Source organism: Pseudomonas sp. P5_B3 (assembly GCF_056400405.1).
The window spans coordinates 15,738-29,895 of record NZ_JBFULI010000015.1; the positions used below are offsets into that span (position 1 = coordinate 15,738).

A 14,158-nucleotide genomic window follows, 5' to 3' on the forward strand; every position below is an offset into this window, starting at 1 on the left:
CTAGACATGGAAAGCCCAACCCACAACCTTCCATCCCTGTTCAAGCAACTCGGCCTGCCGGACGACGCCGAAAGCATCGATAAATTCATCGCCACCCATTCACCGCTCAAACCGGAGCTGCACCTTGCGGATGCATTTTTCTGGAGCCCGAGTCAGGCGGATCTTCTGCGAGAGGAGATACTCGATGACGCGGATTGGGCGGAGGTGGTGGATCAGCTGGATGTGCTGCTGAGGAAAGGGCGGGGGGTTTAGAAAACTGATAGGCGGTGGTTCACCGAGGTTGCTCTGATCACAATAATTGACCAGAATTAAGACCTTATTTGAGGTCTTAATTATGCAAAGTGTTTTGGCTGACATGGCTGTCAGCGTGTCTGAACTAAAGAAAAACCCCTCTGCCGTTTTGAATGGCGCCCATGGAGGGCCCGTCGCAGTGCTCAATCACAATCGTGTCATGGGGTATATGGTCCCTGCCGATGTGTTCGAAGCCATGATGGAACGCCTGGATGATCTGGAATTGGCGGAAATCGTGCGTTCTCGTCGTCATGAAACGCCGATTTCGGTAACGCTGGATGACTTATAAGCTCGAATTTCTGCCGTCTGCACGCAAGGAATGGGACAAGCTGGGGCACACGTTGCGTGAACAATTCAAAAAGAAGTTGGCAGAGCGGCTTGAACTGCCTCGAGTCCCTTGCGACTCACTCCATGGCATGCCCGACTGCTACAAAATCAAGTTGAAGTCATCGGGATATCGACTCGTCTACGAGGTGATAGATGAGCGCGTTGTCGTTTCTGTCGTTGCAGTAGGAAAGCGCGAGCGCAGTGAAGTGTATGAGCGCGCCAGGAAACGTTGATCGCTCTCGACAGGTCTCTATTACGTATTTGTTTCAAAACTTGACGGAAAATCCTCTCCAATGCATATTGATAGTTAGCAAACTAACAGTGTGTGTTTTCCCTCGTGCCGAATAACCTCGACGTTCTCCAGATGAACATCAGCAGTGCCATGGTGGTGGCCGCCAGGCATTGGCGCAAAATCTGCCAGACTACGCTGGTCAACTACGGAATCTCCGAAGCCTGCGCCGTTCCGCTGTTGATGATCGGGCGTCTGGGCGAGGGTGTGCGCCAGGTGACGGTGGCCCAGGCAGCAGGGATGGAGAGCCCGTCGCTGGTACGCCTGCTCGATCAACTGTGCCATGCCGGTTACGTCTGYCGCACCGAAGATGCACAGGATCGCCGCGCCAAATGCCTGAGCCTGACCGAAACCGGTCGGGAACTGGTGCAGGCGGTCGAAGTGGAGCTGGTGCGCTTGCGCCACGAAGTACTTGAAGGCATTGACCAGGGTGATCTGGAAGCTACGCTGCGGGTGCTGAGAGCTTTTGAAGCGGCCACACCGCCATCGGTGGCCAACTCTTGAACGGATTCTTCTCGGGCATGCCCCCGGCGCGGGACTGGTTCTACGGAGTCCGCACCTTCGCCGCATCGATGATCGCACTGTACATCGCCTTGCTTATGCAAATGCCGCGTCCGTACTGGGCGATGGCCACGGTGTACATCGTTTCCAGCCCGTTTCTCGGGCCTACCAGTTCCAAGGCGTTGTACCGGGCGGTCGGCACCTTTATCGGCGCTGCGGCGGCGGTTCTGTTCGTGCCGATGTTTGTGCAGAGCCCTTATGTGCTGGTGGTGGTGATTGCACTGTGGACCGGCACACTGCTGTTTCTGTCCCTGCATTTGCGCACGGCCAACAACTACGCCTTGATGCTCGCCGGTTACACCTTGCCGTTGATCGCCCTGCCGGTGGTGAACAACCCGCTGGGGGTGTGGGACGTGGCCGAAGCGCGGACCGAAGAAATCTTTCTCGGTATCGCCGTGGCGGCGGTGGTCGGTGCCATGTTCTGGCCCCGGCGTCTGGCGCCGGTGTTCAACGATTCGGTGAGCAAATGGTTTACCGATGCATCGACCTACAGCCTGCGTTTTCTCAGCCGTAACGTGCAACCTGAAGAAGTCAGCGCGTTGCGCGCATCGATGGTCGCCACGTTCAACTCCCTGGAGTTGATGATTGGTCAGTTGCCCCACGAAGGCTCGCGTCCGCAGACGGTGCGTAACACCAAGGAATTGCGCGGACGGATGATTCACCTGCTGCCTGTGATCGATGCCCTCGACGATGCGCTTTACGCCCTGGAACGACGCACTCCCGAGCTTGTGGACAAGTTCGCGCCGTTGCTGGCCGCCACCACCGAATGGCTCGAACACAAGGATGCCGATCTCGACCGCTGGCAGGCCCTGAAAGATCTACTTGAGGCCCTGCAACCTGCTCCCGAAGTGCTGGATGACCGCAAGCAACTGCTGTTCTCCAACGCCATTTACCGTCTCGGCGAATGGATCGATCTGTGGCAGGACTGCCGCAGCCTGCAATACGCCATCCAGTGCGAAAGCCAGGACAACTGGCGCGCGGTGTATCGGCACTGGCGGCTGGGACGGCTGACGCCGTTTCTGGATCGTGGCCTGATGTTCTATTCCGCTGCTTCCACCGTCACTGCGATAATCGTCGCTTCAGTGTTGTGGATTCTGCTCGGCTGGACCGATGGCGGCAGCGCCGTGATCCTGGCGGCGGTAGCGTGCAGCTTCTTTGCCTCGATGGACGACCCGGCGCCGCAGATTTACCGGTTCTTTTTCTGGACAGCGATGTCGGTGGTGTTCGCCAGCCTTTATCTGTTTCTGGTGCTGCCCAACCTGCATGACTTTCCGATGCTGGTGCTGGCGTTTGCCGTACCGTTCATTTGCGTCGGCACCCTGACGGTCAAGCCGCAGTTTTACCTGGGCATGCTGCTGACCCTGGTCAACACTTCGTCCTTCATCAGCATTCAGGGCGCTTACGACGCGGACTTCCTCAGTTTCGCCAACTCCAACCTGGCCGGTCCCATGGGGCTGCTGTTCGCGTTCATCTGGACCCTCATTGCCCGGCCGTTCGGGGCCGAACTTGCAGCCAAGCGCCTGACCCGTTTCAGCTGGCGTGACATTGTCGGCCTCTCCGAGCCGGCCACGTTGTCCGAGCATCGGCTTCTGGGCATACGGATGCTCGATCGGCTGATGCAGCATCTGCCGCGTCTGGCCATGACCGGCCAGGACTCTGGCGTGGCGCTGCGGGAAGTGCGAGTGGCGCTGAATCTGTTGGACCTGCTCGCTTATACGCCGCGGGTCCTCGGTGTGCCGCAGGTGCTGCTGCGCCAGGTGGTGGCCGAGGTTGGCGAGTACTTCAAGGCCTGTCTCAAGGCCGGTGAGCGCTTGCCGGCACCGAGCCCGTTGCTGATGACCCTCGACCGCACCCGTCGCGCCCTCAGCGGTGCCGGCGATGATGAAACCCGTCGGCATCTGCTGCACGCCCTGAGCGGCTTGCGTCTGGCACTGTTGCCCGGCGTCGAATTCGTCGGTGCCGCCGAGCCCGAAGAACCGCTTCCCCATGGCATTGATGGAGCGCCTTTATGATCGGTGACCTGGATCTGAGCGGGGTGTTCCTGCCCACGCTGCTGGTGCTGATGGGCATTACGTATGTGTTGTACCTGTTGGTGCACGGAGTGCTGACGCGCCTGCACTTTTACCGTCTGGTCTGGCACCGGGCATTGTTCAACGTGGCCCTCTACGCCTTGCTGCTTGGCGCTGTGGACTCACTCAGTCGATACCTGATGACATGAAAAAACCGTTTCTAACCCTGGGTCGCGTGGTGTTGACCCTGTTGATCGTGAGTTTCGCCGTTGTCGTGGTCTGGCGCATGGTGATGTATTACATGTTCGCGCCCTGGACTCGCGACGGGCACATCCGTGCCGACATCGTGCAAATCGCCCCGGACGTGTCCGGGCTGATCCAGCAAGTGGAGGTGCGCGACAACCAGTTGATCAAACGCGGCCAGGTGTTGTTCAGCATCGATCCGGACCGCTTCAAGCTGGCGCTGCGCCAGGCGAAAGCGGCCGTTGCCGACCGTGAAGAAACCCTGGCCCAGGCCCAGCGCGAGGCCAAGCGTAACAAGGGCCTGGGCAATCTGGTGCCGGGTGAACAACTGGAAGAAAGCCAGTCGAAAGTGGCCCGCGCCCAAGTGGCTTTGATGGAGGCCCAGGTGGCGGTGGACAGTGCACAACTCAACCTCGACCGCTCGGTGATCCGCAGCCCGGTGGACGGCTACGTCAACGACCGCGCGCCACGGGCCCAGGAGTTCGTCAGCGCCGGGCGTCCGGTGTTGTCGGTGGTCGACAGCAACTCATTCCATATCGATGGCTATTTCGAAGAAACCAAACTGAACGGCATCCATATCGGCCAAAGCGTCGACATACGGGTGATCGGCGACAATGCGCGCCTGCGCGGGCACGTGGAGAGCATCGTCGCCGGTATCGAAGACCGCGACCGCACCAGCGGCAACAACCTGCTGCCCAACGTCAACCCGGCGTTCAGCTGGGTGCGGCTGGCCCAGCGGATTCCAGTACGCATCGCCTTCGATGACGTGCCGGAAGATTTCCGCATGATCGCCGGGCGCACCGCCACGGTATCGATCATCGATGATCAAAAGCGGGAGCTGGCGCAATGAGCAAGGCCTCGGGTTTGGCGGTCGCCGGGTTAGGCTTGCTGCTGTCGGCGTGTCAGATGGTCGGGCCGGATTATCATTTGCCCGAAGAGGCGGCTGTCCATCGTCCAGACTTCCAGGGCGATCTGGCGGTGGATGGTAAAACGGTGGTGTCCGCGCCGGTGCCGGCCGATTGGTGGCGTTTGTATCAGGACCCGCGACTCGATCAGTTGGTGCAACAGGCCATGGCCTCCAACACTGATTTGCGCGTGGCGGCGGCCAGCTTGTCGCGGTCTCGCGCTCAGGTCGATGAGGCGCAAGCGGCGGGCGGCTGGAGTGGCGGCGTGCAGATGGGCGCCCAGCGCTTGCAGGAGTCCGGCCAGGCGTTCCTGATCCCGGAAAAAGTGCCGGTGGCCAACATTGGCGATATCGGCATCAGCGCGTCGTACCAGTTCGACCTGTTCGGCACCTTGCAACGCGGCATCGAAGCGGCCAAGGCCAACGCCGATGCAACTCAGGCAGCCGCCGATACGGCACGCATCACCGTGGTGGCCGACGTGGTTCGGGCTTACACCCAGGTGTGCGCGGCCAATGAAGAGCGGGAAATTGCCCAGCACTCCCTCGACCTGCAAGCCCAGAGCACGACGCTGATCCAGCGCCTGCGCGATGCCGGGCGTGGCGACGAAACCCAGGTCACTCGCTCGCAAACCCAATTCAAATCCCTGCGCGCGGACATGCCGCGTTATGAGGCGGCGCGTCAGGCCGGGCTCTACCGCTTGTCGATGTTGCTGGCCAAACCTGTGGATCAATTGCCGGCCGGCACCGCCACTTGCGACGAGCTGCCAAAAATCGCGCAGTTGATCCCGGTGGGCGATGGCGCCGCGTTGCTCAAGCGTCGCCCGGATGTGCGGCAGGCCGAGCGGCGGCTGGCGGCCGCGACGGCCGGTATTGGCGTCGCCACGGGTGAGCTGTACCCGAATATCAGCATCGGCGCGACCATCGGTACCGTCGGTATCCTGGACGATCTCGGCGACCCGTCCACCAACCGCTGGGGCTTCGGTCCGTCGCTGACCTGGAAGGTGCCGACCAACGGCGCCCGGGCGCGTATCCGCGAGGCCGAGGCGGTGACCCAGGCGACGCTGGCGCATTTCGATGGGGTGGTGCTCAACGCCATTCGTGAAACCCAGACCGGCCTCGCCCAATACACCGCGTTATTGCAACGTCGCGATGCCTTGGCGGACGCCGAGCAATCGGCAAAACTGGCGGCCGACCAGACCCACCGCTTCTTCCAGGCCGGGCGCGCCTCGTTCCTGGCCGACCTGCAAGCCACCCGCACCTACATCGACGTCACGGCGCAACTGGCGGCCGCGAACACCCAGGTTGCCGCAAGCCAGATCGATTTGTTCCTCGCCTTGGGCGGCGGTTGGGAAAGCGGACGAACGCAAGCGTCGAACTCCGGCAAACCCTGAGGCCATTGCTATGCTTTGAAGTGTTGGACGGGCGTCTGTGCAAAGCGCCCTTTCTTCGCACAAGGCACGCGCAGGTCAGGGGGAAACCAAGAATGAAAAACCCTTATGCTCTCGGCTTCTGGTGCGCCATCGTGGCATTAGTGCTGCTGTCGGCCACCTATTTCTACGGCATCATGCTGGCCCACCAGATCGACAAGGCTCTGGCGTTCCTCGACAGTGCCGTCGCGCTGATTGCGGTGATGTCCATTGCGGTGGTGGCCTGGGCCTCGGTCCAGAATCAACGCATCAAGAAAAGACAACTCGAACAAGGCAAGACCCTGGTCCTGATCTGGGACACCAAGGTGGCGTTGCGTCGTGTCGAAACGGTGTTCGACCGTTATTTCTGGGGCAGTTACTGGCAGCCGGGGCGCACGTTTCAGGAAGTCATGGGCGAATTGACCGGCACGCCGCTGGAAAAAAGCCTCGAGAGCCTGAAAAAACAATGCCTGGCGCTGGACCGGCAAGTGGCTGACGACGGTCGGCACTGGCTCAGCAATGCCCGGGAACTGGCCGATGTCGCCACGGCCATGGCCCGCGAACGTTATCAACTGGACGTCTGCGACCCGCGTGCGGAAGTGACGGGCGGGGCGGTGATCAACCGCGACTTCGAAGTGCTGGTGTACACCTGGACTGCGCGGCTCAAAAGCTTTGATCATCAGCTGGATGAGATCGAGGTCCAATACTCTTGAGTTGATATCGGCTGTTCGATCGCCATCGCGAGCAGGCTCGCTSCTACATTGGAATGCATTCCCCTTGTAGSAGCGAGCCTGCTCGCGATGGCAATTGCATTGACTGCGAATATCTCCAACCGCGTGAACACCCCCCAAGACACTCTTTCACCTTTAATCATTGGGCCGCTCGTCGCGCCCGGTGCTAATCTCCATTCCACTTTCAGCACAGTCGAGCCGCAACCTGTCATGGGTTCAGGGAAGACGACCTCACTTTCAACAACGGACATCGAACGGGTCATACATGAATAAATCAGCAGGCGTGCTACTGGGAATCGTTGTCGCAATCGGTGCCGTCAGCGCAGGCGGAGCCTGGTTCACCGGCACCAAAATCGAAGGTGTGTTGAACACCTCGATTGCCAATGCCAACAAGGAATTGCAGGCAGCCATGGTCGGTTCCAACGGCACAGCGTCTCTGGAACTGGTGTCGCTGGAGCGTCATGTATTCAGCAGCACCGCGCACTACCGTCTCAAGGGCGAAGGCGAAATGTTCGGCGAAGCGCCGGTCGAGTTGCTGTTTGTCGATCACATCGAACACGGCCCGTTGCCGTTCTCGCGGCTGATGTCACTGAAGTGGTTGCCAGTCTTGGCGACCAATCACTACGAACTGGAAAAGACCCCGTCCACCGAGAAGTGGTTTGCCGCCGCCAAGGACAAATCCCCACTGACCGGCGTGGTCAACATCGGCTATGACAACGCTACCAATGGCACCTTCGAGTTGCAGCCGCTGGAAATGGCCCTGGATGACAAGTCGAGCATGAAGTTTTCCGGCTTGAGCATGGACGTCGATGCCAGCGCCCAGGCGCAGAAGGTCAAGGCCAGTGGCTACATGGACAGTCTGAAAGTGACCACCGTGTCCGAAGACCAGGCACCGGTGCAGGTTGAATTGAACGGCCTGACCCTGGCCAGCAACCTGACAAAAAGTACCTACGGTTTCTACACCGGCGAAAACGTCCTTGAACTGGCCAGCGGCAAATCGACTTTTGGCGTCAAGCAGTCGGTGCTGGACTTCAAGAAATTCGAGATGAAGAACCTGACCGAAGAAAAGGGCAGCAGCGCCTCCGGGCGTGCCGATTACAAGGTCAGCGAAGTGTCCTTGAATGGCAAGACCATCGGTTCCGGTGCGCTGACCATGAGCCTGAAGAACCTCGACATTCCGGCCAGCCTGTCGTTGATGCAGGTTTACCAGAGCAAACTGCAGCCGTATGAGCGGGCGGCAGCCGAAGCGACGGCGGCCGGTCTGCCGGCACCGGAGCTGAAACTGACCGAAGCTGAAGAAGCACTGCTCAAGTCCAGCCTGGAAAAACTGCTGGCGGCCGGTCCGCAAGTGGCCCTGGAAAACCTGTCGTTCAACACCGCCAACGGTGAGAGCCGCGCCAACATGGTGCTCGACCTGACCAAGCCACAAGCCATCGACCTGCCGACCGATCAGTTGGTCAGGCAGCTGATTGCGCTGCTGGACTTCAAGTTGCAAGTGTCCAAACCCATGTTGGTCGATGTGCTCACCGTGCAATCGCAAATCGACGGCCAGACCGATGCCAAGCTGATTGCCGACCAGGCCACTGCCACCGCAGACATGTTCAGCAGCATGGCGGTCGGCAGCCAACTGGCAAAACTGGACGGCAACAATATCGTCACCAACTTGCATTACGCCAACAATCAGGTGGACTTCAACGGCCAGAAAATGACCGTCGAAGAGTTTGCCGGTTTTGTGATGAGCAAGTTCCAGGGTACTGGCGCCACCGAATAACGGCGACCTTGTAACCCGGTAACGTCCTAATGCCAGTCAGTTAAGCCCCGGACATTGTGGGAGCGAGCTTGCTCGCGATAGCGGACCGTCAGGCACCCCTTGTGTGACTGTCCAACCGTCATCGCGAGCAAGCTCGCTCCCACAAGATTTGCGGTGTTCAAACGCTTAACTGACTGGCATTACGGCAGCGCCCGGTCTCTGCATCGCGCAGGCGCCGGGCGTTTTGCTGTCCGCCCCCTAGGGAATGTCACGGATCAGTCGCCATGCCTCTTCCCATGGCAACGTTTGTTTCATCCGCTCGGCGAGCATCGCCATGGCCCGGTCCATCTCGCAGGCGACCGCCGCCGACACCACGCCGTTTTTTCCGAACAGGCCTATGAAAGGCGGATCGTAAGGGTCACCCTTGAACTCGACTTCATCCCAGGCCTCGGCGTGCCCGAGGTAGTCGTAGGTTTTACCGAAATGCCAGGTCCAGAAAAACGGCACGTCGAGGTAATGCTCGTCACCGCCTAGCATATTGGCCGCAGCGATCCGCGCCTGCTGTTGGGCCAGTCGCCAGTGTTCGATGCGCAGGTATTGGTTGTTCAGCGGGAACGTGGCGATATCGCCAGCCGCCCAGAGACCGTCGGCCACGCGCATTGTGCCGTCGACACGCAGCGAGTGATCCTGCTCTTTCGCCAGCCCGGTGAAGGCCGCAGTGGCTGGCGTGACGCCAATGCCGACCAGCACCAGATCGGCCGGCAAACGTTGGCCGTTGTCCAGGCGCACGGCTTCGACCTTGTCCGTCCCTTCGATCTGTGCCGCATTGCCCCGGGTATGAAACACGACGCCATTGGCTTCATGCCGTGCGCGAATGGCCTTGCCGACCGTGTCACCGAACTGCTTGGCAAACGGCACTTCGTGGCGGGCCAGCACGGTCACGTTCAGGCCAAGCTGGCGCAGGGACGAGGCGGACTCCATGGCAATGAAACTGTCGCCGATGATCACCACCCGCTGGCCGGCGCTGGCGCTGTCCAGAATCTGCTGCGCATGGGCTTTGGAGCGTAAGACGAACACTTGCGGCAGGTCGGCGCCGGGCAGCGTCAGCGGGTTGGGTACGCCGCCGGTGGCCAGCAGCGCGGCGTCGTATGTCAGTGATTGGCCATCAGTCAGCCGCAGCGTCCTGTTTGGCGCATCCAGGCTTGCCACTTCGCCTTGCAGGCGCTCGATACGCTGCTCGCGGTAAAAGTCCTCGTCACGCAGCGGCGGGACTTCGTGCAACGGCATCTCCCCGGCGATCACGTATTTGCTCAGCGCGGTGCGGTCGTATCCGGCGTCGGCTTCGCGGTCGATCAACAGCAACCGGCCGCCGAAACCTTTCTCGCGCAACGCCGCTGCCGCTGCCGTACCTGCCGCGCCAGCGCCGATAATAATGAAGGTTCGTGGATCGTCGGCCGGTGGCGTGTGGGCGTCCGACAACGGCTGGTCGCCGACCCAGATGTCGCCGTCGCGGATTTCGAGGGGGTAGCGCTTGAGGCTGTCCAGGGCTGGCGGTTCACACAGCCCGCCATCCTCGATCCGAAACTGCGCCTTGTGCCACGGACAGGTCAGGCGCCCGTTGCATACCGCACCGTCAGCCAGCGGGGCTCCGGCATGAGGGCATTCGGCCTGATAAGCGCGCAGTTGCTCACCGGCCCGCAACAGCAGAATCTTGCTGTCCTGGACCTGCACTTCCAGACCCCGGTCTTCGGGCACATTGGCGACACGCGCAACGCGATGCAGAGTCATGATTGCTCTCCAGACAGACGTTTCACTTATGAGTCTGGTGCCTATCGCGAGGTTCAGCCAATTCCCCCTGCCAAGGTGCGAACGGTCCGGCTATAGTTTGCACGCCGACGACGGCCCAACACGCACAAGGTGCTCCGGTATGCCCCGATTGACCTCAATGAACCCTTGGCTCGCGGCCGTAGCCGTCGCCCTTTGCGTGCAGTTCCCGGCGCAGGCCCAGGAGCGCTTCACCCTGAACATTCCGGGTGTCTCCGATGACCGTCTGTTCACATTGGCCGCCGCCAGCGATGCCGCAGGCTGCGGCGGACACAACATTTCCCCGGCGTTGAACTGGAACACCGGCCCGGCAGCCACCCAAAGCTACGCCATCGTCATGCACGACCCGGACGGCCAGAAGGGCCAGGGCGCCGATCACTGGGTGCATTACGGCATCAAGGCCGGCACTCACCAGATCCCGGCGGGCGCCGGGACCAAACCCGGCCTCGAAGGCTTCGGCGGTACCAACAGCAAAAACACCACCGGCTACATCGGCCCCTGCCCACCCGTTGGCGACAGCGCGCATCACTACATCATCCAGATCTACGCCCTGGACCTGGCCCCGGACGCCTTGCCCGCCGGCCTGACCCGTGTGCAGTTGCTGGAAAAAATCAAAGGCCACGTCCTGAGAAACAGCAGTGTGGTGCGGCGCTATCACCGCTAAAGGCTGATCGCTCAGCAGATTTGCAGAACACTGAAGTGCGCAGCATTCCGGGGATTTGGCATCCACCCCCGAAAGCGCGCACTATCAGGCTATAGCCGATGYGTTGGAGGATGCCGTGGCAAAAAAAATCGACCGCATCGCCCAAATGCTCAACTGCCCGCAAAAGGGAGAAGAACTGCGGCGAGCGATTACCGAGAGTCGCAAGGATTTTCTGCTGAATCAGCCGGAAGAGGATCTTGTTGAAGACGACGACCTTGAAGAGGAGCTCTTCGAGGACGACGAGGACGATGATGAGTACGACGAGTTTGACTGGACGACAGAATGAAAAAAACCGCTTCGGCGGTTTTTTTGTGGGCCAGGACAGCACCGGTCGGAGACTCGTTGACCCTCGTGCAAGGAATGGAACACTATAAGGTACTTTTTTTCGTACCTTTGGGGCCGTCATGGAACAGCTACTTGCAAGCCGTTCGGTCAGCATCACCGAGCTCAAGCGCAGCCCGAGCACTGTCATTGAGCAAGCGGGTTCCGAGCCTGTTGCCGTGCTCAACCACAATCGCCCAGCCGCCTATCTTTTACCGCACGCGGCCTATCAACAGCTGCTGGATCGGCTACACGCTGCCGAACTTCGTGAAGCCATTGCAGCCAGCCGCAACGATCCGCGTCCGGCCATCACTGCCGATACCGTGTTTGCCGAGCTTGAAGCGCTGATTGATGAGGTAGCAGCCGAGCAAAACCGTCCATGAGGCAATTGCTTTTCTCTGCATTGGCACGGGACGATCTGCTGCAAGTCGCTCGTTTTATCGCCCGGGACAACCCTGAACGGGCTCGGACGTTTGTGGGTGAGCTACGTAGGCAGTGCACACGGTTGATTGAACAACCGAATCTGGGTGTTTCAAGAGACGATTGCGCGAAGGGATTACGAATGCTTGCCCATGGTCGATATCTGGTTTTCTACTGTTTGATGGACGACGGGATCAAGGTCGAACGCGTGCTGCATAGCGCGAGAGACATTGGCCGGCTGTTTGAAAAAAACAGCATTGATCATTAGGCGCCAAGCCTTCAAACACCCACAAAAAAAGCCCCAGACCCATAAGGCCTGAGGCTTTCTCGTTACAACGTATGGTGCACCAGGCGGGATTCGAACCCACGACCCCTGCCTTCGGAGGGCAGTACTCTATCCAGCTGAGCTACTGGTGCAGCGGGCGCCATGATACTCATATGCGCTGCGGGCGTCCATGCTGCTGAATCGCCTGCGTTTTTTTAAAGCTGTAATGCGCGTTTGCTACGTTGATCAGAAAAAATAGGCAAAAGCGTCGTTTTCGTTCTTTTTTTCGAACAGGCTATTGTCCTTTACCCCCTTTGATCCTAGGATTCGTTTGAGATTTCAAACGCTCATCTCTGGGTGCTGAACCGCGCGATTTGAATCAGTGCGCTATTTATGTGCTTCAGCCCGGTGAATGATTTCCCTGACGGCAGCCTATCGAGGCGCCTTTCAACAATCATAATTTGCTCCGCATTCATTGCGGTGCTGTTAAGGAAAGCCGACATGCAGCTTAAAGACACCCAGTTGTTCCGCCAGCAAGCCTTCATCGATGGCGCGTGGGTTGATGCGGACAATGGTCAGACGATCAAGGTCAACAACCCGGCAACGGGCGAAATTCTGGGCACCGTGCCGAAAATGGGCGCTGCCGAAACCCGCCGTGCGATCGAAGCTGCTGACAAAGCGCTGCCGGCCTGGCGTGCACTGACCGCCAAGGAACGTGCGACCAAGCTGCGTCGCTGGTTTGAGCTGATCATCGAGAACCAGGACGACCTGGCTCGCCTGATGACCCTGGAACAAGGCAAGCCATTGGCCGAAGCCAAGGGCGAAATCGTTTACGCCGCTTCCTTCATCGAATGGTTCGCCGAAGAAGCCAAGCGCATCTACGGTGACGTGATTCCGGGCCACCAGCCAGACAAGCGCCTGATCGTGATCAAGCAGCCAATCGGCGTGACCGCTGCCATCACCCCGTGGAACTTCCCGGCTGCAATGATCACCCGTAAAGCCGGCCCGGCCCTGGCCGCCGGTTGCACCATGGTGCTCAAGCCTGCTTCGCAAACTCCTTTTTCTGCTTTCGCCCTGGCTGAACTGGCTCAGCGTGCCGGTATCCCGGCTGGCGTGTTCAGCGTTGTTTCCGGTAGCGCCGGCGACATCGGCAGCGAGCTGACCAGCAACCCGATCGTGCGCAAGCTGTCCTTCACCGGTTCGACCGAAATCGGTCGTCAACTGATGTCGGAATGCGCCAAGGACATCAAGAAAGTCTCCCTGGAACTGGGCGGCAACGCTCCGTTCATCGTGTTCGACGACGCGGACCTGGATAAGGCCGTCGAAGGCGCGATCATTTCCAAATATCGCAACAACGGTCAGACCTGCGTCTGCGCCAACCGCCTGTACATTCAGGATTCGGTCTACGACGCGTTCGCCGAGAAGCTGAAAGTGGCTGTGGCAAAGCTCAAGATCGGTAACGGTCTGGAAGCAGGCACCACCACTGGCCCGCTGATCGACGAAAAAGCCGTGGCCAAGGTGCAAGAGCACATTGCCGACGCCGTTGCCAAAGGCGCCACCGTGCTGTCTGGCGGCAAGTCGATGGAAGGTAACTTCTTCGAGCCGACCATCCTGACCAACGTGCCGAAGAACGCTGCCGTGGCCAAGGAAGAAACCTTCGGCCCACTGGCTCCACTGTTCCGCTTCAAAGACGAAGCCGATGTGATCGCGATGTCAAACGACACCGAGTTCGGTCTGGCCTCGTACTTCTATGCTCGCGACCTGGGTCGTGTGTTCCGTGTGGCTGAAGCCCTGGAATACGGCATGGTCGGCGTCAACACCGGGTTGATCTCCAACGAAGTCGCGCCGTTCGGCGGCATCAAGGCCTCGGGCCTGGGCCGTGAAGGCTCCAAGTACGGCATCGAAGATTACCTGGAAATCAAATACCTCTGCCTGGGAATCTAAGCCAGTAAGAGCATTGCTTCAAGCGCAAAGGGCACGAGAGCGCTGTCCCTTTGCGCCGCTTCAAACCGGAATATTCTCGGTGACCGGGAACGCCGTGGCAGTCGATCATCGCATGCTGCCGCCGTTGCTCCCTGTCGCTTTATCCTTGAACCACGCCGCCCGATGAGCGG

General features: G+C 59.8%; 16 protein-coding genes and 1 tRNA gene. 15 read left to right on the forward strand and 2 right to left on the reverse strand.

Annotated features, from left to right (window positions below):
- Positions 1-6: 6 nt before the first annotated feature.
- The 10 genes from AC1DRN_RS11555 (at position 7) to AC1DRN_RS11600 (ending at position 8,532) form a co-directional block, all read left to right on the forward strand.
- Entirely contained in the window at positions 7-252 is a 246-nt protein-coding gene (locus AC1DRN_RS11555) for a DUF2789 domain-containing protein (protein ID WP_150726392.1), read from the forward strand.
- 82 nt (positions 253-334) lie between these two features.
- Complete coding sequence (locus AC1DRN_RS11560; RefSeq protein ID WP_150726393.1) at positions 335-580, forward strand: type II toxin-antitoxin system prevent-host-death family antitoxin; 246 nt, start codon at positions 335-337, stop codon at positions 578-580.
- Complete coding sequence (locus AC1DRN_RS11565; RefSeq protein WP_223463243.1) at positions 570-851, forward strand: type II toxin-antitoxin system RelE family toxin; 282 nt, start codon at positions 570-572, stop codon at positions 849-851. Before AC1DRN_RS11560 ends, AC1DRN_RS11565 begins: the two co-directional genes overlap by 11 nt.
- A gap of 131 nt (positions 852-982) precedes the next feature.
- Positions 983-1,411 (forward strand): MarR family winged helix-turn-helix transcriptional regulator, encoded by a 429-nt coding sequence (locus AC1DRN_RS11570; protein ID WP_223463244.1) that lies wholly within the window; start codon positions 983-985, stop codon positions 1,409-1,411.
- Positions 1,408-3,480, forward strand: coding sequence for an FUSC family protein (locus AC1DRN_RS11575; RefSeq protein ID WP_223463245.1), 2,073 nt, complete (start codon positions 1,408-1,410; stop codon positions 3,478-3,480). Before AC1DRN_RS11570 ends, AC1DRN_RS11575 begins: the two co-directional genes overlap by 4 nt.
- A complete protein-coding gene (locus AC1DRN_RS11580; RefSeq protein WP_007987399.1) occupies positions 3,477-3,686 on the forward strand; it encodes a DUF1656 domain-containing protein in 210 nt (69 codons plus the stop codon). Before AC1DRN_RS11575 ends, AC1DRN_RS11580 begins: the two co-directional genes overlap by 4 nt.
- Positions 3,683-4,570 (forward strand): efflux RND transporter periplasmic adaptor subunit, encoded by an 888-nt coding sequence (locus AC1DRN_RS11585; protein WP_457265713.1) that lies wholly within the window; start codon positions 3,683-3,685, stop codon positions 4,568-4,570. The genes AC1DRN_RS11580 and AC1DRN_RS11585 overlap by 4 nt, the downstream gene beginning before the upstream one ends.
- Positions 4,567-6,015 (forward strand): efflux transporter outer membrane subunit, encoded by a 1,449-nt coding sequence (locus AC1DRN_RS11590; RefSeq protein WP_223463246.1) that lies wholly within the window; start codon positions 4,567-4,569, stop codon positions 6,013-6,015. The genes AC1DRN_RS11585 and AC1DRN_RS11590 overlap by 4 nt, the downstream gene beginning before the upstream one ends.
- A gap of 92 nt (positions 6,016-6,107) precedes the next feature.
- Positions 6,108-6,743, forward strand: coding sequence for an NADH:ubiquinone oxidoreductase subunit N (locus AC1DRN_RS11595; RefSeq protein WP_116264423.1), 636 nt, complete (start codon positions 6,108-6,110; stop codon positions 6,741-6,743).
- 283 nt (positions 6,744-7,026) lie between these two features.
- Positions 7,027-8,532, forward strand: coding sequence for a YdgA family protein (locus tag AC1DRN_RS11600; protein ID WP_223463247.1), 1,506 nt, complete (start codon positions 7,027-7,029; stop codon positions 8,530-8,532).
- A 237-nt stretch (positions 8,533-8,769) separates the two neighbouring features.
- Here AC1DRN_RS11600 and AC1DRN_RS11605 read toward each other — a convergent pair whose 3' ends face one another.
- Positions 8,770-10,299: an FAD-dependent oxidoreductase gene (locus tag AC1DRN_RS11605; RefSeq protein WP_223463248.1), complete on the reverse strand. Its 1,530-nt coding sequence runs from the start codon at positions 10,297-10,299 to the stop codon at positions 8,770-8,772.
- Between the two features lie 139 nt (positions 10,300-10,438).
- Here AC1DRN_RS11605 and AC1DRN_RS11610 point away from each other — a divergent pair, with 139 nt between their 5' ends.
- The 4 genes from AC1DRN_RS11610 to AC1DRN_RS11625 all read left to right on the forward strand — a co-directional run bounded on the left by AC1DRN_RS11610 (position 10,439) and on the right by AC1DRN_RS11625 (position 12,047).
- Positions 10,439-10,999: a YbhB/YbcL family Raf kinase inhibitor-like protein gene (locus tag AC1DRN_RS11610; RefSeq protein ID WP_223463249.1), complete on the forward strand. Its 561-nt coding sequence runs from the start codon at positions 10,439-10,441 to the stop codon at positions 10,997-10,999.
- A 55-nt stretch (positions 11,000-11,054) separates the two neighbouring features.
- Entirely contained in the window at positions 11,055-11,324 is a 270-nt protein-coding gene (locus AC1DRN_RS11615; protein WP_477786719.1) for a hypothetical protein, read from the forward strand.
- Positions 11,325-11,442: 118 nt separating this feature from the next.
- Positions 11,443-11,742: a type II toxin-antitoxin system Phd/YefM family antitoxin gene (locus AC1DRN_RS11620; protein ID WP_223463251.1), complete on the forward strand. Its 300-nt coding sequence runs from the start codon at positions 11,443-11,445 to the stop codon at positions 11,740-11,742.
- Positions 11,739-12,047: a type II toxin-antitoxin system RelE/ParE family toxin gene (locus tag AC1DRN_RS11625; RefSeq protein WP_223463252.1), complete on the forward strand. Its 309-nt coding sequence runs from the start codon at positions 11,739-11,741 to the stop codon at positions 12,045-12,047. Before AC1DRN_RS11620 ends, AC1DRN_RS11625 begins: the two co-directional genes overlap by 4 nt.
- 72 nt (positions 12,048-12,119) lie before the next feature.
- Here the strand turns inward: AC1DRN_RS11625 and AC1DRN_RS11630 are convergent.
- Positions 12,120-12,196: transfer RNA gene (locus AC1DRN_RS11630), tRNA-Arg, on the reverse strand.
- Positions 12,197-12,545: 349 nt separating this feature from the next.
- Here AC1DRN_RS11630 and gabD point away from each other — a divergent pair.
- Positions 12,546-13,988: an NADP-dependent succinate-semialdehyde dehydrogenase gene (gene gabD / locus AC1DRN_RS11635; RefSeq protein WP_223463253.1), complete on the forward strand. Its 1,443-nt coding sequence runs from the start codon at positions 12,546-12,548 to the stop codon at positions 13,986-13,988.
- The last annotated feature ends 170 nt before the right edge of the window (positions 13,989-14,158 follow it).